The sequence below is a fragment of the Ruminococcus sp. genome (assembly GCF_024691275.1).
Lineage (GTDB): Bacteria > Bacillota > Clostridia > Oscillospirales > Ruminococcaceae > Ruminococcus.
Genome location: NZ_JAILNU010000035.1, coordinates 13,934 through 32,766, shown reverse-complemented (window position 1 = coordinate 32,766; position 18,833 = coordinate 13,934). Strand labels below are relative to the sequence as shown.

At 44.9% G+C, this 18,833-nt stretch carries 20 protein-coding genes and 2 rRNA genes; 12 read left to right on the top strand and 10 right to left on the bottom strand.

The features are described 5' to 3' along the window. The 3 genes from K6G33_RS04475 to K6G33_RS04465 form a co-directional block, all read left to right on the top strand. Nucleotides 1-94, top strand: a 23S ribosomal RNA gene (locus K6G33_RS04475); the annotation flags it as partial. A 63-nt stretch (nucleotides 95-157) separates the two neighbouring features. Then, nucleotides 158-274, top strand: a 5S ribosomal RNA gene (gene rrf / locus K6G33_RS04470). A 57-nt stretch (nucleotides 275-331) separates the two neighbouring features. Next, entirely contained in the window at nucleotides 332-1,894 is a 1,563-nt protein-coding gene (locus tag K6G33_RS04465; RefSeq protein WP_367270468.1) for a DUF6056 family protein, read from the top strand. 29 nt (nucleotides 1,895-1,923) lie between these two features. Here K6G33_RS04465 and K6G33_RS04460 read toward each other — a convergent pair whose 3' ends face one another. The 7 genes from K6G33_RS04460 to alr form a co-directional block, all read right to left on the bottom strand. Next, nucleotides 1,924-2,523 carry a dipicolinate synthase subunit B gene (locus K6G33_RS04460; protein ID WP_296776711.1) on the bottom strand — a complete coding sequence of 200 codons (600 nt, stop codon included), beginning with the start codon at nucleotides 2,521-2,523 and terminating at the stop codon, nucleotides 1,924-1,926. Beyond that, complete coding sequence (locus K6G33_RS04455; RefSeq protein ID WP_296776710.1) at nucleotides 2,516-3,379, bottom strand: dipicolinate synthase subunit DpsA; 864 nt, start codon at nucleotides 3,377-3,379, stop codon at nucleotides 2,516-2,518. Before K6G33_RS04455 ends, K6G33_RS04460 begins: the two co-directional genes overlap by 8 nt. A gap of 250 nt (nucleotides 3,380-3,629) precedes the next feature. Then, nucleotides 3,630-4,697, bottom strand: coding sequence for a branched-chain amino acid aminotransferase (locus K6G33_RS04450; RefSeq protein ID WP_296776707.1), 1,068 nt, complete (start codon nucleotides 4,695-4,697; stop codon nucleotides 3,630-3,632). Nucleotides 4,698-4,731: 34 nt separating this feature from the next. Beyond that, complete coding sequence (locus K6G33_RS04445; RefSeq protein WP_296776706.1) at nucleotides 4,732-4,863, bottom strand: hypothetical protein; 132 nt, start codon at nucleotides 4,861-4,863, stop codon at nucleotides 4,732-4,734. A gap of 129 nt (nucleotides 4,864-4,992) precedes the next feature. After that, nucleotides 4,993-5,607 carry a TIGR04100 family radical SAM protein gene (locus tag K6G33_RS04440; protein WP_296776704.1) on the bottom strand — a complete coding sequence of 205 codons (615 nt, stop codon included), beginning with the start codon at nucleotides 5,605-5,607 and terminating at the stop codon, nucleotides 4,993-4,995. Nucleotides 5,608-5,762: 155 nt separating this feature from the next. Then, nucleotides 5,763-6,557 (bottom strand): hypothetical protein, encoded by a 795-nt coding sequence (locus K6G33_RS04435; protein WP_296776701.1) that lies wholly within the window; start codon nucleotides 6,555-6,557, stop codon nucleotides 5,763-5,765. A gap of 9 nt (nucleotides 6,558-6,566) precedes the next feature. Further along, the gene (gene alr / locus K6G33_RS04430; protein WP_296776698.1) at nucleotides 6,567-7,703 is read right to left on the bottom strand and encodes an alanine racemase; all 1,137 of its coding nucleotides are present in this window, start codon (nucleotides 7,701-7,703) and stop codon (nucleotides 6,567-6,569) included. Nucleotides 7,704-7,874: 171 nt separating this feature from the next. On the opposite strand from alr, the gene K6G33_RS04425 reads away from it, so the two are divergent. The 6 genes from K6G33_RS04425 (at nucleotide 7,875) to K6G33_RS04400 (ending at nucleotide 14,108) form a co-directional block, all read left to right on the top strand. Continuing rightward, nucleotides 7,875-8,576 (top strand): SLOG family protein, encoded by a 702-nt coding sequence (locus tag K6G33_RS04425; protein ID WP_296776697.1) that lies wholly within the window; start codon nucleotides 7,875-7,877, stop codon nucleotides 8,574-8,576. A 397-nt stretch (nucleotides 8,577-8,973) separates the two neighbouring features. Further along, nucleotides 8,974-9,846 (top strand): LCP family protein, encoded by an 873-nt coding sequence (locus K6G33_RS04420; RefSeq protein WP_296776694.1) that lies wholly within the window; start codon nucleotides 8,974-8,976, stop codon nucleotides 9,844-9,846. Next, the gene (locus K6G33_RS04415; RefSeq protein ID WP_296776715.1) at nucleotides 9,846-10,613 is read left to right on the top strand and encodes a TatD family hydrolase; all 768 of its coding nucleotides are present in this window, start codon (nucleotides 9,846-9,848) and stop codon (nucleotides 10,611-10,613) included. The genes K6G33_RS04420 and K6G33_RS04415 overlap by 1 nt, the downstream gene beginning before the upstream one ends. A gap of 19 nt (nucleotides 10,614-10,632) precedes the next feature. Continuing rightward, nucleotides 10,633-11,382: a protein phosphatase 2C domain-containing protein gene (locus K6G33_RS04410; protein WP_296776693.1), complete on the top strand. Its 750-nt coding sequence runs from the start codon at nucleotides 10,633-10,635 to the stop codon at nucleotides 11,380-11,382. Between the two features lie 404 nt (nucleotides 11,383-11,786). Next, nucleotides 11,787-12,872 carry a 3-phosphoserine/phosphohydroxythreonine transaminase gene (serC, locus tag K6G33_RS04405; protein WP_296776690.1) on the top strand — a complete coding sequence of 362 codons (1,086 nt, stop codon included), beginning with the start codon at nucleotides 11,787-11,789 and terminating at the stop codon, nucleotides 12,870-12,872. Nucleotides 12,873-12,947: 75 nt separating this feature from the next. Further along, nucleotides 12,948-14,108, top strand: a complete 1,161-nt coding sequence (locus K6G33_RS04400) for a 3-phosphoglycerate dehydrogenase family protein (RefSeq protein WP_296776688.1) — start codon at nucleotides 12,948-12,950, stop codon at nucleotides 14,106-14,108. A gap of 127 nt (nucleotides 14,109-14,235) precedes the next feature. Here the strand turns inward: K6G33_RS04400 and K6G33_RS04395 are convergent, their stop codons facing one another. The 3 genes from K6G33_RS04395 to K6G33_RS04385 all read right to left on the bottom strand — a co-directional run bounded on the left by K6G33_RS04395 (nucleotide 14,236) and on the right by K6G33_RS04385 (nucleotide 17,271). Continuing rightward, a complete protein-coding gene (locus tag K6G33_RS04395) occupies nucleotides 14,236-14,760 on the bottom strand; it encodes a DinB family protein (RefSeq protein ID WP_296776686.1) in 525 nt (174 codons plus the stop codon). Nucleotides 14,761-14,941: 181 nt separating this feature from the next. Continuing rightward, a complete protein-coding gene (locus K6G33_RS04390) occupies nucleotides 14,942-15,676 on the bottom strand; it encodes a hypothetical protein (RefSeq protein WP_296776684.1) in 735 nt (244 codons plus the stop codon). Continuing rightward, nucleotides 15,676-17,271 carry an MBL fold metallo-hydrolase RNA specificity domain-containing protein gene (locus K6G33_RS04385; RefSeq protein WP_296776683.1) on the bottom strand — a complete coding sequence of 532 codons (1,596 nt, stop codon included), beginning with the start codon at nucleotides 17,269-17,271 and terminating at the stop codon, nucleotides 15,676-15,678. The genes K6G33_RS04390 and K6G33_RS04385 overlap by 1 nt, the downstream gene beginning before the upstream one ends. A 374-nt stretch (nucleotides 17,272-17,645) precedes the next feature. Here K6G33_RS04385 and K6G33_RS04380 point away from each other — a divergent pair, with 374 nt between their 5' ends. From K6G33_RS04380 to K6G33_RS04370, 3 genes are read left to right on the top strand one after another with little or no spacing between them, the layout of a single operon-like run. Beyond that, nucleotides 17,646-18,119: a DUF2975 domain-containing protein gene (locus K6G33_RS04380; protein ID WP_296776681.1), complete on the top strand. Its 474-nt coding sequence runs from the start codon at nucleotides 17,646-17,648 to the stop codon at nucleotides 18,117-18,119. 19 nt (nucleotides 18,120-18,138) lie between these two features. Next, nucleotides 18,139-18,597: a hypothetical protein gene (locus K6G33_RS04375; RefSeq protein WP_296776679.1), complete on the top strand. Its 459-nt coding sequence runs from the start codon at nucleotides 18,139-18,141 to the stop codon at nucleotides 18,595-18,597. Nucleotides 18,598-18,608: 11 nt separating this feature from the next. Further along, entirely contained in the window at nucleotides 18,609-18,827 is a 219-nt protein-coding gene (locus tag K6G33_RS04370) for a helix-turn-helix transcriptional regulator (RefSeq protein WP_296776677.1), read from the top strand. The last annotated feature ends 6 nt before the right edge of the window (nucleotides 18,828-18,833 follow it).

The following is an 18,833-nucleotide window of genomic DNA, read 5'->3' as shown; positions in this document are numbered from 1 at the left end:
AGACCTCTCATAGACTATGAGTTTGATAGGCTCAAAGTGTAAGCGTGGTGACACGTTCAGCTTGCGAGTACTAATCGGTCGAGGGCTTTTCCTTTTTACTTCATTCAGAGTTTTTGCCTCGCATTACGCTTTATTCTTTTTAAGACTTCAAAAATTAGTCGGTGCTTATGGCAATGAGGTCACACCCGTTCCCATTCCGAACACGGTAGTTAAGCTCATTCGCGTCGAAGATACTTGGCTGGCGACGGCCCGGAAAATTAGATCAGTGCCGACACTAAAAGCAAGCTCCATTAGGATATCTAATGGAGCTTTTTTGGATTTACGTTACAAAATGAGAGATTATGATATGAAAAATAAAAGTAACTTATTGAATGTATTACCTTATGGCGTTATTGCGTTGTTTGTGGTGTGTACTTCTTTGGCATTATTTATGAACGGCGATGATTTTCTGTGGTATTTTTCCCGTAGTGACGAAGCATTGAGTTCATGGACCACTCCAAATGGCAGATTATTTTCCAATCAGATGACATATTGGCTCGTACGAAGCATATTATTTAGAACAATATTTATCTCGATAACTTTTTTTGCCTTTATAATACTTCTGAGTAAACTTTTTGACATTGAGAATAAATGCGGAAAGATCAAATACTATGCGGTACTATTTTCTTTCGTATGCATACCTCCGGCAACCTATGCAGAAACGGTTAACTGGATATCAGGATATACCAATTACATTTTCTCACTTATCCCGATATTTTCATATTTATTTTTCATGTTCAGGTATGTATTCAGCGACCGCAAACCTCCGCTAATGTACGCATTGATTTTTACAGTACTTGGACTTGTAGGCGGACTATGTGTGGAGCATATAACAATTTACAGTGTAATTCTTGCTGCGGCAATGCTTGTGATAGTGTTGAAGAATAACAGAAAGTGTGTTATTCATGCTGTTGGATACCTGATCGGTGCAGTTGTTTCATGTGTTATAATGTTCAGCAGTTCTGCGTATTCCGAGATCTATTCGGACGGTGACAGTGTTGGCGGCAGGCAGTTCAAGTTTGATTTCTCGGATATTATGCATAATGCCTACTCCTATGTAGTCATGCATTATACCAAGGACTATTGGGCATTGGGGTTGATACTGACTATTGGACTTTCCGTGTTATATTTCAGAAGCAGTTTCGGTGAGAAAAAGCCCAAATACCTTGATATCTGCATGAGGATATGCTGGGTGTATGCAGCTTATTCTGTTTTCACCTCATGTGTCTCGAACATTGTCTCCTATTCACCTGCTATGAAGCTTGTTGCAATTGAGACTGCATTTTCTTTCTTGTATGTTATTTCCATAGCATATCTCGTGACGTTTTTCCTCAGCAGAAACGGCAGCATAAGAGCCTGTATATATCTTGTGAGCACGTTTATTCTTACAGCGGTGTTTGTATTTATTAGTCCTGTTACAGCAAGGTGTTTCTTTGCAAATTACATTTTCTGGATACTTCTTTGCGGAGAGGTCGTTTCTGAGGTGATAAAAGGTTCAGGTGAAAAAGCTTTGGGAATGATCGAAAGGCTTGCATTCACAGCTGCAATGTCCGCGGCATTTCTCATATCATACGAGTGCCTGTCGAACAAGTATTATAACGAGCTTCGTTTTGATTACATCGAGGAGCAGATGCAGGACAAGAACTGCCGAAGCATAAGGACGATAATACTTCCGTATGGAAAGTATGTCAATGACGATCTTGAGGACGGACTTTTTGATTCTCAGAACGTTATTGGAAAGTTCGAGTACTCAGACTATATTCTCCGTTATTACGGTATTGATGTTGAGCGAGCAAGACAGATGGCGATAATAAAGGTTTCTGTATACGATTATAATATAGAAAAGGAAATGTAAATGTGCAGCGGTCATTTGACCGCTGCTTTTTATGTTACAGAGCTGTGGTAGATTATGGGACGGAGCTGAACGCCGTTCAGAGCTGCTTCAATTGCCTGCGGGAGCATTGAGAATTCAGCCACAAGGGACGCTGGTTTCTTTATCCAGTCGTCCTGAACCATTGGAACGAAGTAGTAATTCTTCCTATTGAAAAGCTCCCCGAGATTTTTTGCCGAGCCCATAAGTGAATCATTTGAAGCAACTGCAAGCACAACAGGCTTTCCGCGTCGTAGGTGCGACTTTACCGCCATAGTTACGGAGGTATCCGTAATAGATGAGGCAAGTTTTGCGGCAGTATTTGATGTACACGGAGCGACGACAAGAATATCTGTCATATTCTTTGGCCCGATTGGCTCTGCATCGGCTATGGAGGTGATAACGTCCCTTTCGCATATATCACGAAGTCTTTTCACGTTATCGCAGCCTTTTCCGAAGCGTGTATTGAAGGAAGCGGCGTGTTCCGACATAATAGGTATAAGCTCCGCGCCGTACTCTCTGAGTATCTCAGCCTGTATGAAGCACTGCTGAAAAGTGCAGAAAGAGCCTGTCATGGCAAAGCCAATACGCAATCCTTTGAATATCTCACTCAAGAGCTACACCCCTTTCCGCGAGCATGGAGCTGACTGTTTCGGCGATTATCTCACCCGAAGTCACAGGAGCGGTCTTGCCCGGTAGTCCCAACGCCCATATAGTTTTTATACCGAGGTCGAGGGCAGCGTCGAGGTCGATACCTCCAGGTTTAGAAGCGAGGTCAATGAAAAGGGTCTTGCGGTCAAATTTGCTCAGAAGCTCCCTGTCGAATATCATGTGCGGAACGGTATTGAAAACAAGGCTGTAGCTTCCGTTGAGCCGCCGCAGAGGTACAGCCCTTATACCTTGCAGGCGAGCTTTAGCAGCGGCTCTCTGGTTGTGTACGGCAGCGGAAACATATGCGCCGAAGCCCTTCAATATCTGTGCGAGAGCAGTACCTATTCTTCCCATACCGACTATGAGGACGTTCAGTCCGTTAAGAGTCACGGGAAGTTCGTCGAGAGCTATCTGTACAGCTCCTTCAGCTGTCGGAACAGCGTTTTTCAGGTTGAGCTCCTCGCTGAGCATATAGTCGAGTATCTCATGACCGCAGAGGCTGTCGCGAAGAGTCTCGTTTACTTTGCCAGCGAATATGACTGCATCGGGTTTAAGAAGCTTTTCCAGCATATCTACAGACAGTGTCTGAGAGCTGCACGGAGCGAAAATACTGCCCTCATCTGTAAGGGGAGGAACAGGAAGCACAGCGCAGTCGAATGGATCATGCTGTGAGAGGTCGGCTTGCGGCAGGTCGAGATCATCAGGGAAGCAGACCTTATCGAAGCCGAGAACGGATATCTTAAATTCATCAGACAGCTTAGCGGCGCAGTAGAGCTGCCGCATATCACCGCCCGCGATAAGTATAACAGGTTTTTTCATACATTTCTCCAATCCGCCGAAATCGGCATAAAGTGATTATCTCTAATCAACATATTATATGTCAGGACGGGGAGAAGTGACAATAGTAGGGGCGGATATTATCCGCCCTTTGTGAAACTGTGGGGCTTTGCCTCATGCCCCTGCCTCTGGACTATCTCAAAGGAACACAGTCCCTTTTGGATACCGTTTATAGTTTCATTGAATAAAAAAGCGCTTCCGAAAACGGAAGCGCCTTGTTATCATTATTTAATTAGTCGATAGGAACGATCCAATTAAATGTATCCTCAATCTTGCCCCACTGGATACCTGTCATTGTATCATAGAGCATCTGAGAGATCTTACCGATCTTGTTGTCGTTGATCTCCATAACCTTGTCGTTCCACTTGAGGTGGCCAACAGGAGAGATAACAGCAGCAGTACCTGTACCGAATACTTCATCGAGCTTGCCTGCGTCGTAAGCATCAGCGATCTCCTGGATAGTGATACGTCTTTCCTCAACAGGGATACCCTTGCTCTTGCAAACGTCGATAGCAGACTTTCTTGTGATACCTGGGAGGATAGAACCCTGAAGCATAGGAGTAACAACCTTGCCGTCGATAACGAAGAAGATGTTCATAGCGCCGACTTCCTCGATGTACTTCTGCTCAACGCCGTCGAGCCAGAGAACCTGTGAGTAGTTCTGCTTGTGAGCCTCGTCCTGTCCGATAAGAGAAGCAGCGTAGTTGCCGCCTGTCTTAGCGAAGCCCATACCGCCTCTTACAGCGCGGACATACTTGCTTTCAACGTAGATGTTTACAGGGTTGAGACCGCTCTCATAGTAAGCGCCCGATGGAGAAAGGATAATGATAAAGAGGTACTGAGCGCCTGGCTTAACGCCGAGGAATGGGTCAACAGCGATAATGAACGGACGGATATAGAGTGACTCGCCTTCCTTTGAAGGAACCCAGTCCTTTTCAACCTTGATGAGCTCTGTGAGGCACTTTAAGCCAAGCTCAACAGGAAGCTCAGGGATAACCAGTCTCTTGTTGGAATCGTTGAGTCTCTTGAAGTTTTCTTCGGGACGGAAGAGCTGTACCTTGCCGTCAGCAGTTCTGTAAGCCTTTAAGCCTTCGAATACTTCCTGACCGTAGTGGAGACACATAGCGGCAGGTGAGAGCTCGATAGGAGCGTATGGCTTGATCTCAGGATCGTGCCAGCCCTGACCCTCATCGTAAGGCATAACGAGCATATAGTCTGTAAAGATGTGACCGAAGCCGAGCTTGTCGCCTGGCTGTGGCTTAGCCTTGAGGCTTGCTGCTTTTGTGAATTTGATTTCCATATTATTCAACCTTCTTCTTAATAATATTGACCTGTTAATCTGTGACCGAGAAGTAATTCTTCTCGTAAATACGCTTGCAGACAAAAACAGTTACAGCAGCGGCAGTAAGAGCCAGAACTGATGTAGAAATTGAGACTGCAAGTATTGTTTTGCCTTTTTTACTCATAAAAACTACTCCTTATCTCAGATCAGAGAAATCTTTCAATAAATAATTATAGCATATTTTTGAACATAATTCTATAGATTTACGATAAAAATACTGCACAAAATAGGCTGTTGAAAAACGTATGATATTTTACTCGTCGAAAGTTCTTACGCGGAGCTTAGCGCCGAGCTTTTCGGCAAGTTCACGAGAAGCCTCTATCTGTTCAGCAGGGATAACGTCGACTACGGACATAACTATTTCAGCTCTTTTTATATTCACGCAGTCCTTAGTGAACTTCTGTAAAGCCTCGAATGCGTTGTCGAATCTCGGGCGTGTGACCTTCATGTACTCCTCATCTGTAGGAGCATTGAGGCTTATGGAGACTGTATCCAGCTCGTAGCAAAGCTCCTTTGCGATGCTTCTGCCGTGGATAAGGTCGCCGAGACCGTTGGTGTTGATACGGAGCTTCGGGCAGTTCTCTCTGCTGCGCAGATAAGCGGCAGTTTCGAGAACAGCATCAAGGCGCTCGGTAGGTTCACCGTAGCCGCAGAAAACTATCTCGCGGTATTTTTTTATATTGCGCTTGTTAAGGTCTGCGATTATTTCTTCCATAGACGGTTCATGTTCCAGCCAGAGCGGGTCTGAGCCGTAAGCGCCGTCAGCGTGATTGCGTATGCAGAACGTGCAGTTGCACGGACATTTATTTGTAAGATTGAGGTAGAGGTTATCGCCAACCTCATAGGAAATTGTCATAGCTTTAGCCATATTATCACCTTCACTTGGATTATTTGTATCAGGCTTGTCCATACATTCGTATATACGAACCTGATATATAAGCAGCTCCCGATGCGACAGGCACATCGGAGTTGCAGAATTTATCATATGATCGTTATATCATGTAGATATTACACAGCGATCTCTCATTGCATTCCGAACTTATGGTCGGTAACTTCCAGTCCGCAGGGAAGAGGGCCTCCCTCTATCGCGGCAGAGAGCATTGCTGCCGATGCATCTGTCAAGCCGCCTGATATCGTGAAGCTGCCATAAGTTATGGGGGCAGATACGGTTGCGGAATGGATCATCTCGTTATCCAACCAAACCGTGAGTGGAGTGGAAGTATCTGCGAGTTCTTTCGTGACTTCGGCAAATTTATCTCCGCCATCCCAGGACAGTTCCAAATCAACATAACGCACAAAATCTGTCTCGGTCGGCATTACCATATTCCGTGCCTGTTTAATATCCGCTCTGTCGATGGCTATCTCGCCTGTAGGGACGGTTTCGCCCTCGGAGTTTACCTCGCTGTCAGTGCCCTTTCTGAATGATACCTCACCTTTTCTGACGATAAAGTCGAGTACATCGTCGCTCCAGAATTGCGGCACTACATTGAATAGTATCGTTGACGTACCGTCATCGTTGTACAAAACATTATACTCTAAACCATCGCACATGGACACAAGTCTTAAACAGGCTATAAAGGTACACTCCTGTAACTTGTCGCTGTCCTCAGCTTTGAGCGTGATACTGTTTAGGTATTTCACTTTTTGCGTTGTATCGGTGCTGTCCTCAGCATTGAGTGTGGTGGCAGTATCCTCAGCATTGAGTGTAGTTGTACTGTTTTCGCTGTTGGACTTGTCTTTCTTAGAAGAATCTGTGTTGGCAGTACAGCCACTCAGGAGAGCTGTCACCAAAACAGCAATTAATAATCCCTTTTTCATATTTTCTCCTTAATCAATGTAAATTCTCGGTACGCGCTTTGAGATTCCGCAGACTACTTCGTAACCGATAGTGCCGTAGACCTGCGCGAGGTCATCGGCTGTGATACGGTCGCCGCCGTCGTGACCTATCATTGTCACGATATCGCCTGCTTTAGCTTCAGGAACGTCGGATACGTCCATCATCAGCTGATCCATGCATACTCTGCCGACTATTTTGCAGCGCTTTCCGTGAACGAGAATCTCGCCCTTAGAGCTGAGAAGTCTCGAATAACCGTCGGCATAGCCTATAGTAACGGTAGCGATACGCATTTCGCGGTCGGCAGTGAATGTACGTCCGTAGCTTATGCAGTCACCAGGCTTGACATTCTTGACGTGGGAGATGACAGCTTTGAGCTCCATGAGGGGTTCAAGACCGTCGGGTATATCGAGGCTCACATCAGGGTGCAGACCGTAGAGTATGATGCCTGCACGGGAGAGTGTGCTGCGGGAGCTGTTCCTGTAACAGGTAGCAGCGCTGTTCATGAAGTGGAGATGGCGGAGCTTTATTCCGCGGCTGACGAGAGTGTCATATGTGTCTGTGATGAATTTCTCCTGTTTGTCTGTGTAGGCGATATTGTCGGGATCGTCGCTGTCTGCAACGGCGAAGTGTGTGTATATGCCCTCCACGGACAGCTTGTCGATCTTCATCATGGCTTCTATCTCGGAAGCACACTCCTCGGGAGTATCATGCTTGAGACCTATTCTGCCCATACCCGTGTCGATCTTGATATGACAGCGGATAGGAGCAGGAGTATTTTTCACAAGTTCCTGAGCGTACTCAGTCGAGACAACGCCCTGAATGATATTGTACATAGCGATCTCGTGGGCGTACTCGGGAGGAGTATATCCGAGGATAAGTATTTCTGATTCGGGAGCAAATTTGCGTACTGCGATAGCCTCGTCGAGATTTGACACGGCAAAATACTTTATACCGCACTGTTCGGCGAGACATCTGACGATGTGTTCATCTCCGTGACCGTAAGCGTCAGCCTTTACTACCGCCATAATATCAGTACTCTCAGAGTTAAGGCTGCGGATAATTTCAACATTTTTTCTGAGCTTCGGGAGAGATACCTCTGCCCAAGCTCGTTTAAGATACGGCTTCATTCCGTTATCCTTCCTTTCTGTGTCTGTATCAGATATAACAAAGTTAAAATTTAATTACAAGTCAGAAAACTTCTTGAAATCATGAATAAATTATGATATAATTTTTATGTATGTATAGAATGTCGGCAGAAAGCCGACTTGTGAAAATTATATGTGAAAGCGGGGTGTACCATGCTTTTTTCACTTGACTCAGGAGTTCAAGTGCTTCCCGCAGACGAGATAGATGTGGATATTTCAAAAGCGGTCTGTTTTACGGGACACCGCGAGACCAGCATCACTCCGTACGGCAGCAAGCCGCTGTACCGCAATATCACCGTTCGCACCGTTCAGCTCATGCTGTGCAGGTATATTGATATGGCAGTAGAGCAGGGGTACAGTGACTTTATAAGCGGTCTTGCAATGGGTACAGACCTGTGGGCTGCGAAGTATGTACTTGCGAAGAAGCGCAGTGACAAAAAGATAAGGCTTATCGGAGTTATGCCGTATCTTCTCCACGCGAAACGTTTTGAAGCTCATTACAGGGAGCTTCTTACTGAAGTGGAGAATAGCACGGATCAGCTTCTGACGACCAATACCGATCCTGAAGTGGTATACGGCAAGAGCAGAAGCGGAGGAAATACCTCACCTGATTTGTATAAGGTGCGTAATTACTTCATGGTGGATCACGCATCTGCGGTCATCTCGTTTTTCAACGAAGGCGCGTTCAAGTCGGGCACCTACCAGACGCTGAACTATGCCGTAAGGAAAGGGCGGAAAATACGCCGATTCGGGCTTGATGACGTGTATGCGCTGATAGAAGAATACGGGCCTGATATAGAAAGTATCCGCCGCAGGCTCACATTCATGGAGAATGTTTTTGAGCAGCCTTACTAATTATAGCACATCTTTTTAAACAAATCAACGACCGCGGGAAGAAATTTCATGTTTGTTGAAAGTTTGGCGTGAAAAGGGCAGCTTTTTCGCGTATACAGCGGCTTTTTAGTATGTTCTGCCGAAAAATGAACACTCGTTCTATTTCAACAGGCTGTTGAATTGTGTGTTTAAACATCACCGTTCAATTCACAATGTGGAAAATGTGGAAAACTCTGTTGACAATCGTGATAATGCGGATAAGTTTTTAACTTTGCATTTGGGAAAACATTTTTATTCATTTTTCGATGGATATTTTCCGAAGATCCGTTATACGAAATGTTAATATCAACTTTAAATTTAAAAAAATTACAGGATAGACACTTTTTTGACAAATGTGTCTGCGAAAGGAGTAACAAAAATGGGTGAAAAAAAGACTGGACACGTTGCGATACCGTTCCTGGTAACTCTTATCATAGGACTTATTATCGTCGGCGGTCTTGCAGCAGGAGTATTCAATTACCTCGGACTTGGCAAGGGTGAGGAACTGAAAGAGCCTGTGCCGCGAACTGTGGGTGAGGTAACATATGAGGACAATCACACGGTACTGCTGATATTCGACGAGCCGGAAAAGAATGAGCCTGTAACATTTGTGCTGATGCGTTCACGTCCGTTTAAAAAGAAGCTGGAGTTCATAGGCATTCCAAACAACTCTATCGCACTTGTCAACAATGAGCAGGCAAGCATAAAGAACAGCTACCAGAGCGGCGGTGCACAGGCTGCAAAGGAATTCGTTGAAAACGTATTCAATATCAAGGTAGACAGATTCATGAAGTTCAATTCAGCAGCCTTCAAGAAAGCCTGCGATATCATAGGCTGTGTAAAATACCCTGTAAATGCCGATATAGCAGGCTTCAAGGACGACGGAAGCGAGCAGGACCTCAACAGCGACCAGATGGAGCTTTTCATATCGTATGAGCTCTTCAACGGCGGAGAATCCGAGAGGACCGTTATTGCAGCAGACGTTATAAGAGCTATGATAAATCAGCAGAAGGGCAAGAATATCGCCGATAACCTCGATAACAGCTTCTCGACTATCATCAATATGGTAGAGACAGATGTAACAGCTGCCGATTACAAGAAGCGCAAGGGCGCTATAAAGTATATGTTGGAGAATGGTTCTACCATTGCAGGTTCCATTGCTCTTGACGGCAAGACAGCAGGCGATGACTTCATTCCGAGCTCAGGCTCTATTGCAAATATCAAAGAGCAGTATTTTGAAGATAAAGAATGATGAATATATTTGACACACATTCGCATTATGCTGACGCTGCCTTTGACGCTGACAGGGAGCGGGTGCTCAGCGAGCTGCCGAATAAGGGCGTTAAGCTCGTAATGCTCGCAGCATCGGGAATGGACGATTCCACAGCAAATTCACAGCTCTCAAAGCAGTATGACTATGTATATTCAGCTGTCGGTATACACCCAGAGAGCGTAGATGAAACACCTGCGGGCTACAGGGATAAGCTCCGCAGACTGATATCGTCAAATCCTAAGATAAAGGCAGTTGGCGAGATAGGTCTTGATTATCACTATGAGAACTACGACCGTGAAAAGCAGATACGCTTCTTCCGCGAGCAGCTTGAATTCGCAGCGGAGCTGGATATGCCCGTTATAGTCCACAGCCGTAATGCCACCGAGGATACAGTGGAGATACTCAAAGAGTATCGTCCTCGCGGAGTTGTACACTGTTTCAGCGGTTCAGCCGAAACAGCAAAGGAGATACTGAAGCTGGGAATGTATATCGGCTTCACGGGCGTACTCACGTTCAACAATGCAAAAAAAGCACTGAAGGCTCTGGCAGAAGTGCCTATGGACAGGCTCCTGCTGGAAACAGACTGCCCGTATATGGCACCTGTGCCATTTCGCGGAAAGCGCTGCGACAGCTCCATGATAGCCTACACAGCAGAGAAAGCTGCGGAGATAAAGGGGCTGCCCGTTCAGGAACTCATTGATATGACCTGCCGAAACGGCATGGCTATGTACGGTATAACCGAATAAAAAAGAAAGGGGGAGACTTATGTACTACTGCTGCGGTGTCACAGAAAAAGGCGTTATGACGCATAACGAAGACGCTTTGCTGATAAATGACAGCGTTATTGATGCAGGTTCGTCCGAGCAGATGCTGAGCGAACCGTTTATAGCAGCTGTTTCTGACGGAGTATCGGGAGAGCGTTCGGGTGAACTTGCCTCGAAGATGTGCCTTGAGCTTGTCCGCGATATAAGATACGGCAGCGAGTGCAAGCTCGATGAGGAGCTGCTTGCGATACATTACAAGCTTGCGGAGTACAGCGAGTCCGACCCTGAGATGCATAATATGCAGGCTACTCTTTGCGGCATAGCCATCGACGAGAAAAACAATATCCTCACTTTCAATGTAGGGGATTCGAGACTTTACCGCTTCCGCGGCGGACGCATAAAGCAGCTCTCACGCGATCAGTCACTGGTGCAGCTCCTCATAGACGAGGGCACTATAACCCGTGAGGAGCGCAAAAGCCATGTTCACCGAAATATTATATTTCCCGTGTTCGGCAATGTGAAGTCTGCTCCTAAAGTGGACACGGTAAGCCTTGACGGCGGTATGGAGTACGGAGACCTGCTGCTGCTGTGTACCGACGGACTGTCGGATTACGTGTCCGTGCTCGATATCGAGGAGATACTCGAAATGCCGAAAAGCCTGAAGAACCGCCTTCACCTTCTTGTGAACAAAGCTCTTGAAAACGGCAGCAAGGACAACATAACAGTTATTGCGATAGTATATCAGGAATAAAAACACACAGGGTAAAGCGGCGTACTCATATAGAAACTTTACACGAAATTATCGGGGGAAACCTTTTTAAAAAGGTTTTTCCTCAATATCTCACGTAAAAAATTCTGTATAAGTACCGTGCTTAAAACTGTGTGTTTTTTGTTTTTTATTATTAGCTAAAAGTTATACACGTCTAACAACTTGGAGGGCATCTTTAGCATATTATTTGTGAGAAATGGTCATTTTTAATAGAAATATGTAACTTATCACATATATAGCATTGTCATTTTTGCATCTTTTGCCAAAAAATTAACGAAGTATAAAAAATTCGATTTTTTATATTGACTTATCTTAATTAAAGGAGTATAATTTATATTGTATGGCAATACTATCTAATTTCATATATCAATCTGGAGGTTTTTACAATGAGCAGAGTTTATAACTTCAGCGCAGGTCCTGCTGTTCTTCCTGAGGAAGTTCTCAAGGAATGTGCAGAGGAAATGATGGACTACAAGGGCTGCGGAATGTCCGTAATGGAGATGTCTCACCGTTCAAAGGTTTATGATGAGATAATCAAGGAAGCAGAGAAGGATCTCCGCGACCTCATGAATATCCCTGATAACTACAAGGTCATCTTTGTACAGGGCGGCGCTTCACTTGTATTTGCAGGCGTACCTATGAACCTTATGAAGAAGGGCAAGGCTGCATACATCATCACAGGTCAGTGGGCTAAGAAGGCTGCACAGGAAGCTGAGAAGTACGGCGAAGTAGTAAGAGTTGCATCTTCTGCTGACAAGACATTCTCTTATATCCCTGACTGCTCCGATCTTGACATTCCTGACGACGTTGACTACGTATATATCTGCGAAAACAACACTATTTACGGCACAAAATTCTGGGAACTTCCTAACACAAAGGGTCACGAGCTCGTTGCTGACGTAAGCTCATGCTTCCTTTCAGAGCCTGTAGACGTATCAAAGTACGGCGTTATCTACGGCGGCGTTCAGAAGAACGTTGGCCCTTCAGGCGTTCAGATCATCATCGTTCGTGAGGACCTCATCGCAGACGGTCCTGCACTTAAGTGCACACCTACAATGATGGATTGGAAGATCCAGGCTGACAACGAATCACTCTACAACACACCTCCATGCTACGGCATCTATGTTTGCGGCAAGGTATTCAAGTGGATCAAGAAGATGGGCGGACTCGAGGCTATGAAGGCTCATAACGAGAAGAAGGCTAAGATCCTTTACGATTTCCTCGACAGCAGCAAGATGTTCAAGGGCACAGTTGAGAAGAAGGATCGCTCACTCATGAACGTACCTTTCATCACAGGCAATGAAGAACTCGACAAGAAGTTCGTTGCAGAGTCTAAGGCAGCAGGTTTTGAGAACCTCAAGGGTCACAGAACTGTTGGCGGTATGAGAGCTTCTATCTACAACGCAATGCCTATCGAGGGCGTTGAGAAGCTTGTTGCTTTCATGAAGAAGTTCGAGGAAGAGAATTCCTGAGTTTATCCTGATCTGAACAATAAGGGGCGGTCATTATCCGTCCCTTGAAAATATACTTAAAAGGAGCTTACTGAAATGTACAAGATTCAGACATTAAATAAGATATCTGAGATCGGAACAGATATTTTTGATAAGAGCAAGTACGCTATCTCTGAGGACTGCGCTAACCCTGATGCTATCATGGTTCGTTCCGCAAAGATGCACGATATGCAGTTCGGCGACAACCTTCTTGCTATCGCTCGTGCAGGTGCAGGCGTAAACAATATCCCTGTTGAGCGCTGCGCACAGGAGGGTATCTGCGTATTCAACACACCCGGTGCTAACTCAAATGCAGTTAAGGAGCTTGCTATATGCGCACTCCTTCTTGCTTCAAGAAAGATCGTTGAGGCAGCTTCATGGGCAGCTTCACTCAAGGGCACACCTGATGCTCCAAAGACAGTTGAAGGCGGCAAGTCAAAGTTTGCAGGTCCTGAGATCGCAGGCAAGACACTCGGTATCATCGGTCTCGGTGCTATCGGCGGTAAGATCGCAAATGCAGCAGAATCACTGGGCATGAAGGTCATCGGTTATGATCCGTTCCTTTCAGTAGGCGCTGCACTTCACCTTGAGCCATCTGTAAAGATCGTTACAGATATCAACGAGATATTCGCAAACAGCGATTATATCACAATTCATATGCCTTATACTCCTCAGACAAAGAATACTATCGACGCTGAGCAGATCGCTATGATGAAGGACGGCGTTCGTCTCATCAACCTTGCAAGAGGTGAGCTCATCAACAGCGAAGCAGTAGTAAAGGCTATTGCTGACGGTAAGGTAGCTAAGTACGTTACAGACTTTGCTGACGATGTAGTTCTCGGCGTTGAGAACGTTATCGTGCTCCCACACCTTGGTGCTTCAACACCTGAGAGCGAGGACAACTGCGCAGTTATGGCAGCTGAGGAGCTTATCGAGTACATTGAGAACGGCAACATCAAGAACAGCGTAAATCTTCCTAACGCTTCAATGAACGCAGTAGGAACAAAGATCTGCATCATTCATAAGAATGTACCTACAACTATTGCTTCTATTACAACAGCAGTAGGTAACGAAGGCATCAACATCGAGAACATGGTAAATGCTTCCAAGAAGGACTTTGCTTACACAATGCTCGATGTAACAGGTGATGTACCGCCTACAGTTGAAGGCAAGATCAATGCAGTTGACGGCGTTATCAAGGTAAGAGTTATCAAGTAAGATATAACATCAAAAGCCGAAAGCTAATACGGATACCCATATAGAAGTTTTGCCCCGAAGCATTTCAAATGCTTCGGGGCTTTGCATTTTACACGGCTGATAAAATCAGAGTTTACATTATCATAACTTATTTTGTAACTTGTCCTTTTCGGTATCTGCCGAAAAGAATACCATCATCAACATATTTATCAGACTGAGAGACCCACATCGGAAATTTTCCTGTTGCTACAGCAGTCTGTCCGTTAAGCATTCCTGTATGGAACGAAATATGGCGGAATTGTCTCAGTACCAGTTCCATTCTCGTATGTTCACAGTTTTCGGGACATTCATATAGCATTTCATCTGTAAGAGAATCAAGATATGCGTATGTTTTTTTCTCTACACTGTCAAGATAATCAAGAAGCTGCTCATCAGACAAGGTGACTGAGGCAGGCTTGTCAGGATTGTCAAGCCCCTCTTCATGAAATGGCGGTTCATCATATACACAAGGATTTATAAACCATTTATCAGCTGAATGCAGTGCATGATATGCCCATCTCCAACATGGAGCACCGCAGCATATTGCATCTCTGTCATAGGTTTGGATAGACGTTCTGATATTGAGGAAATTCGGTTTTACCATATCTTTTATTATCATACATAATTCGTTCACTATAAAAACCTCCTTTAAATTTCGTTTTATGTATGTTTATCATTATAGCACAATATAAATGCAACGTCAATAAAAAAGCCATAGTATCTCTGACTGTACATCAGAAATACTATGGCTTGATACTTACATATGAGCACTGCATTTAAGCTTTCGGGCTTTTTCGTTTATACCTGTCTTGCAACTATAGGGTTTTACTGGTTATAAGCCGCTTTTTCACGTTCAGCAGCGTGGCTGAGAAAAGCAGATATCCTTTGAGCTCGCTGAAGTTTGGCGCGATACCATTATCATCGTATAAAGTGAACTTGATAAGTATCCTTGTAAACACAAAAACGAATCCCGCAACTATCAGCCAGCGGCTCTGAGATATAGAATAACCGCGTATGATAAACCTTATCATTACTGCGAAAAAGGCTGTAATGAGCAGGGCGGAAAAAACGTCCATAGCGATTATCGCGTATAGATACGACATTTTCTCCTGTATAGCGAGGTCGTAGTTGCTGCATTGCTGAGCGAGCTGTGCAGCTTCCGCCGCAATGCCGCATATGGGAAAAAATAATAGGAACTTTGATCTGTCACGCGCCAGTATTATGAGGTTATAGCTCATGAAAGCGGCAGGGAGCAGACCATACATTATAATGACTGTTATAATATTCAGAAATAGTTTGTTGTGAGTAAATTCAATGAAAACAGATGGTGGTCGATATGTTTCGCCGACAGTTATCATACGCATTATTTCATATGAGCAGTTGAATATATAGAACAATGCATGAAGAACAGTTATGGCGAATACCGCTGCAAAAATTATCTTGCTTGATGTCCTGTAAACTTCCCGTTCGTTTTCGGTCATACTGTCGCATAAGGGACAGCGCTGAGAGTTTTCAGGCAGTTTGCTGCCGCATTTGTCACAGCTGCGCATTATAGTTTCCAGTCGTCGCAGAGCTTGTGTATAGCTTCGGTGAGCCGACGCATATCTGCATTTGTTCTGCCGTCGGAGTCCTTGATAAGAGCTGCAAGTCTGTCCGAAGCTGCGACAAGATCGCTGTAGGCGATGTTGAAGTTTGCTGAATTTCTCTTTTTAGGTATAGGAACGCCCTCAGCGTCTATGGTGATGACGTTCTCGGCGATATCGAACTCAGCACCGCTGAATGGTACATATACTTCAGCACCCAGCTCATCGCGCAGTTTCTGACCGAAGCTTTCTGCGGAGCTTGCCTCGCCGTGAATGATAAAGAAGCGTTTAACGTCGGATACCGACTTTGCCCACGCGAGCAGTCCGTTCACGTCAGCATGACCGCTTATACCTGGGAGTTGTGTGATACGTGCAGCGACCTTGACAGTCTCGCCGAAAAGCTTAACTCTCTTAGCGCCGTCGATGAGGCTTCTTCCGAGGGTATTGCCTGCCTGATAGCCGACAAACAGGATAGTATTTTCCTTTTTCCAGAGGTTGTGCTTGAGGTGATGCTTGATACGTCCTGCTTCGCACATACCGCTGGCTGAGATTATTACCTTAGGGCGGGTATCATCGTTGATAGCGCGTGAATCGTCGCTGCTGACAGTACGGATAAGACCGTCGAAGGCGATAGGGTTGATGCCCTTGCGGACGAAGGAAAGAGCTTCCTCGTCGTAGCAGCTCTCGCGGTTGCTTATGAAGATATCTGTAGCTTCGTTGGCGAGAGGACTGTCCACATAAACAGGGAAGTCGTCGTGGTTCTTGACGAGTCCCTTTGCTTTGATATGGCGTATGAAGTAGAGCATTTCCTGTGTTCTGCCAACAGCAAATGACGGTATGATAACACTGCCGCCGCGGTCGAAGGTCTCCTGCAGCACTCTTGCGAGGGAAGTGGTGTAGTCTGTGGGGCGGTCGTGAACACGGTTGCCGTAGGTTGACTCCATTATAACGTAGTCGGCGGAGTCGATGAACTGTGGGTCGCGGATAAGTGGCTGTTCGGTATTGCCGATATCACCCGAGAACGCAAGAGTTCTTGTAACACCGTCCTCGGTTAGCGTGATGAGTATGCTTGATGAACCGAGGAGATGACCTGCGTCGCGGAAGAGTACTTTTATACCTTCGCAGATCTCGATCTCTTTTTCGTAAGGGTGCGGGATGAACAGTTCGATAGCGCCGATAGCGTCGTCCATGGTGTACAGGGGCTCGTAGTTGGGCTCACCGCGTCTTTCAGCCTTACGGCTTCGCCATTCAGCTTCAAATTCCTGTATATGAGCGCTGTCACGGAGCATTACCGAGCAGAGGTTTGAAGTTGCCTCAGTAGCGTGGATCTCGCCTTTGAATCCGCCTGCAAAGAGCAGCGGCAGCAGACCCGAGTGGTCGATATGAGCGTGGGTAAGAAGAACAAAGTCGATATTTGACGGCGAGACAGGTACCTGAACGTTCTCGTATATATCCTCGCCCTGCTGCATACCAAAGTCCACGAGGAACTTTTTGCCGCAGGCTTCAATATATGTACAGCTACCCGTAACTTCGTGGGTAGCGCCTATAAAGGTCATTTTCATAAAAAATCCTCCTTTGCAGATCATTTTATGTATGAAGTAAAAATGATCTGAGCCATCAACTGATTGCAGGGAATGATGGCTGCATGATTCTACACAGATATTATATCATAATTTGCGGCTTGTGTCTACAATATTATTGTGAAAAATGACAGAAAAAATTGAGACTTGAAATGTTGGACTAACGCCGGACCTGTATCGTACAGTTTATACAGGTGCAAGCTCACAGAATCTGCCTTTTTATGTTTAAACATACAATATTTAATGATAAACATTAAAAATACATTGACAAACATTAATTGGTATGATATCATAAACTCAAAGGAACAGAGCCTCTATGTTCTGACGTGAGCAAATATTTTTTAGGAGAGATGAAAATGATGAAATCAAATGTAGAAACAATTATCAGAAGAAGCAGTTTAGTGGTCATGATGATATCAGGAATAATTTCAGTATTTATCATTCTTAGCGTTATATTTAATTATCCGCGAGACATAGAAATTTTTCCGAAAGTAACCAGAAATCTGATCCGTGAAGAGGCGATAGCTCGTTGTCTGTGTGCGGCGGTGCTTTTTGTTGCAGCTTTCATCTTTTTCAGGATATTCAGAAGCGGCCGTCCCTTTACCGATGGTAACATATGGGCAGTAAGGTCTATAGCAGGTCTGTTCGTTATCAAGGGTTTAGTTCCTTTAGCAGTTAAGTCTTTATATAGTGAGGGCTTTATGCTTGGAGTGCCAAGATTGATAGTCGCGGGGATAGGTGATTTCTTTATTGCTGGTCTTCTGCTGTTATTCGCTGAGATAATGCGTTACGGCAAGCTTCTTCAAAATGAATCAGACGAGACTCTTTGATCAGAAAAGGGGCGAGAATATGAAAAACGAAGAACTTACAAGGAAAATAAAGCGGCTGAGCAATTTTAGTCTGGTTGCAATAATTATATACTTTGTACTGAATATACTTGGATTTTTCACTGTTAATAAGTCGTATATAATTGATTTTGACGATCATTCGATGCCTGAGAATATTATCGGCATAATTTCGATGCTCACAGTTGTTTTTTGTGCAGTTGCAGGTGCTATAACTACTTTCATGATGCTGAATGATCTCAGCAAAAAACGCACTCCGTTCACCCTGAGGATAAGCTGTCTTATGCGAAATCTCGGTATATATCTTATCATTCTCGATATTGCAAAGGCGATTTTCGTATATATAGCAGCAGGAGAAGTTATCGTGGGACTTTTCTGGTTTGCAGGAATAATATTCTATGCATTTTCGCTGGTATTCCGCTATGGAAAGAATTTGCAGAAGGAATCAGACGAAACTCTGTGAGGTGAAGCGATATGTCTATAATTTTAAGACTTGACCGCGTAATGGCGGACAGAAAGATGAGCCTCAATGAACTGAGCGAGCGCGTAGGAGTAAGCAATGTCAACCTATCAAAGCTGAAAACGGGAAAAGTCAGTGCTATACGCTTTTCCACCCTTAATGCAATATGCGGGGTGCTGAAATGTCAGCCGGGAGATATACTTGAGTACATAGATGACGGAAATGATGAATGAAAGCAG

Bases quoted from the DNA above. Each gene is read 5' to 3' on its own strand.
- K6G33_RS04465 (WP_367270468.1), top strand. From the start codon at position 332: ATGAGAGATTATGATATGAAAAATAAAAGTAACTTATTGAATGTATTA.
- K6G33_RS04455 (WP_296776710.1), bottom strand. From the start codon at position 3,379: ATGAAAAAACCTGTTATACTTATCGCGGGCGGTGATATGCGGCAGCTC.
- K6G33_RS04450 (WP_296776707.1), bottom strand. From the start codon at position 4,697: ATGGAAATCAAATTCACAAAAGCAGCAAGCCTCAAGGCTAAGCCACAG.
- K6G33_RS04445 (WP_296776706.1), bottom strand. From the start codon at position 4,863: ATGAGTAAAAAAGGCAAAACAATACTTGCAGTCTCAATTTCTACATCA.
- K6G33_RS04440 (WP_296776704.1), bottom strand. From the start codon at position 5,607: ATGGCTAAAGCTATGACAATTTCCTATGAGGTTGGCGATAACCTCTAC.
- K6G33_RS04435 (WP_296776701.1), bottom strand. From the start codon at position 6,557: ATGAAAAAGGGATTATTAATTGCTGTTTTGGTGACAGCTCTCCTGAGT.
- alr (WP_296776698.1), bottom strand. From the start codon at position 7,703: ATGAAGCCGTATCTTAAACGAGCTTGGGCAGAGGTATCTCTCCCGAAG.
- K6G33_RS04425 (WP_296776697.1), top strand. From the start codon at position 7,875: ATGCTTTTTTCACTTGACTCAGGAGTTCAAGTGCTTCCCGCAGACGAG.
- K6G33_RS04420 (WP_296776694.1), top strand. From the start codon at position 8,974: ATGGGTGAAAAAAAGACTGGACACGTTGCGATACCGTTCCTGGTAACT.
- K6G33_RS04415 (WP_296776715.1), top strand. From the start codon at position 9,846: ATGAATATATTTGACACACATTCGCATTATGCTGACGCTGCCTTTGAC.
- K6G33_RS04410 (WP_296776693.1), top strand. From the start codon at position 10,633: ATGTACTACTGCTGCGGTGTCACAGAAAAAGGCGTTATGACGCATAAC.
- serC (WP_296776690.1), top strand. From the start codon at position 11,787: ATGAGCAGAGTTTATAACTTCAGCGCAGGTCCTGCTGTTCTTCCTGAG.
- K6G33_RS04400 (WP_296776688.1), top strand. From the start codon at position 12,948: ATGTACAAGATTCAGACATTAAATAAGATATCTGAGATCGGAACAGAT.
- K6G33_RS04390 (WP_296776684.1), bottom strand. From the start codon at position 15,676: ATGCGCAGCTGTGACAAATGCGGCAGCAAACTGCCTGAAAACTCTCAG.
- K6G33_RS04385 (WP_296776683.1), bottom strand. From the start codon at position 17,271: ATGAAAATGACCTTTATAGGCGCTACCCACGAAGTTACGGGTAGCTGT.
- K6G33_RS04380 (WP_296776681.1), top strand. From the start codon at position 17,646: ATGATGAAATCAAATGTAGAAACAATTATCAGAAGAAGCAGTTTAGTG.
- K6G33_RS04375 (WP_296776679.1), top strand. From the start codon at position 18,139: ATGAAAAACGAAGAACTTACAAGGAAAATAAAGCGGCTGAGCAATTTT.
- K6G33_RS04370 (WP_296776677.1), top strand. From the start codon at position 18,609: ATGTCTATAATTTTAAGACTTGACCGCGTAATGGCGGACAGAAAGATG.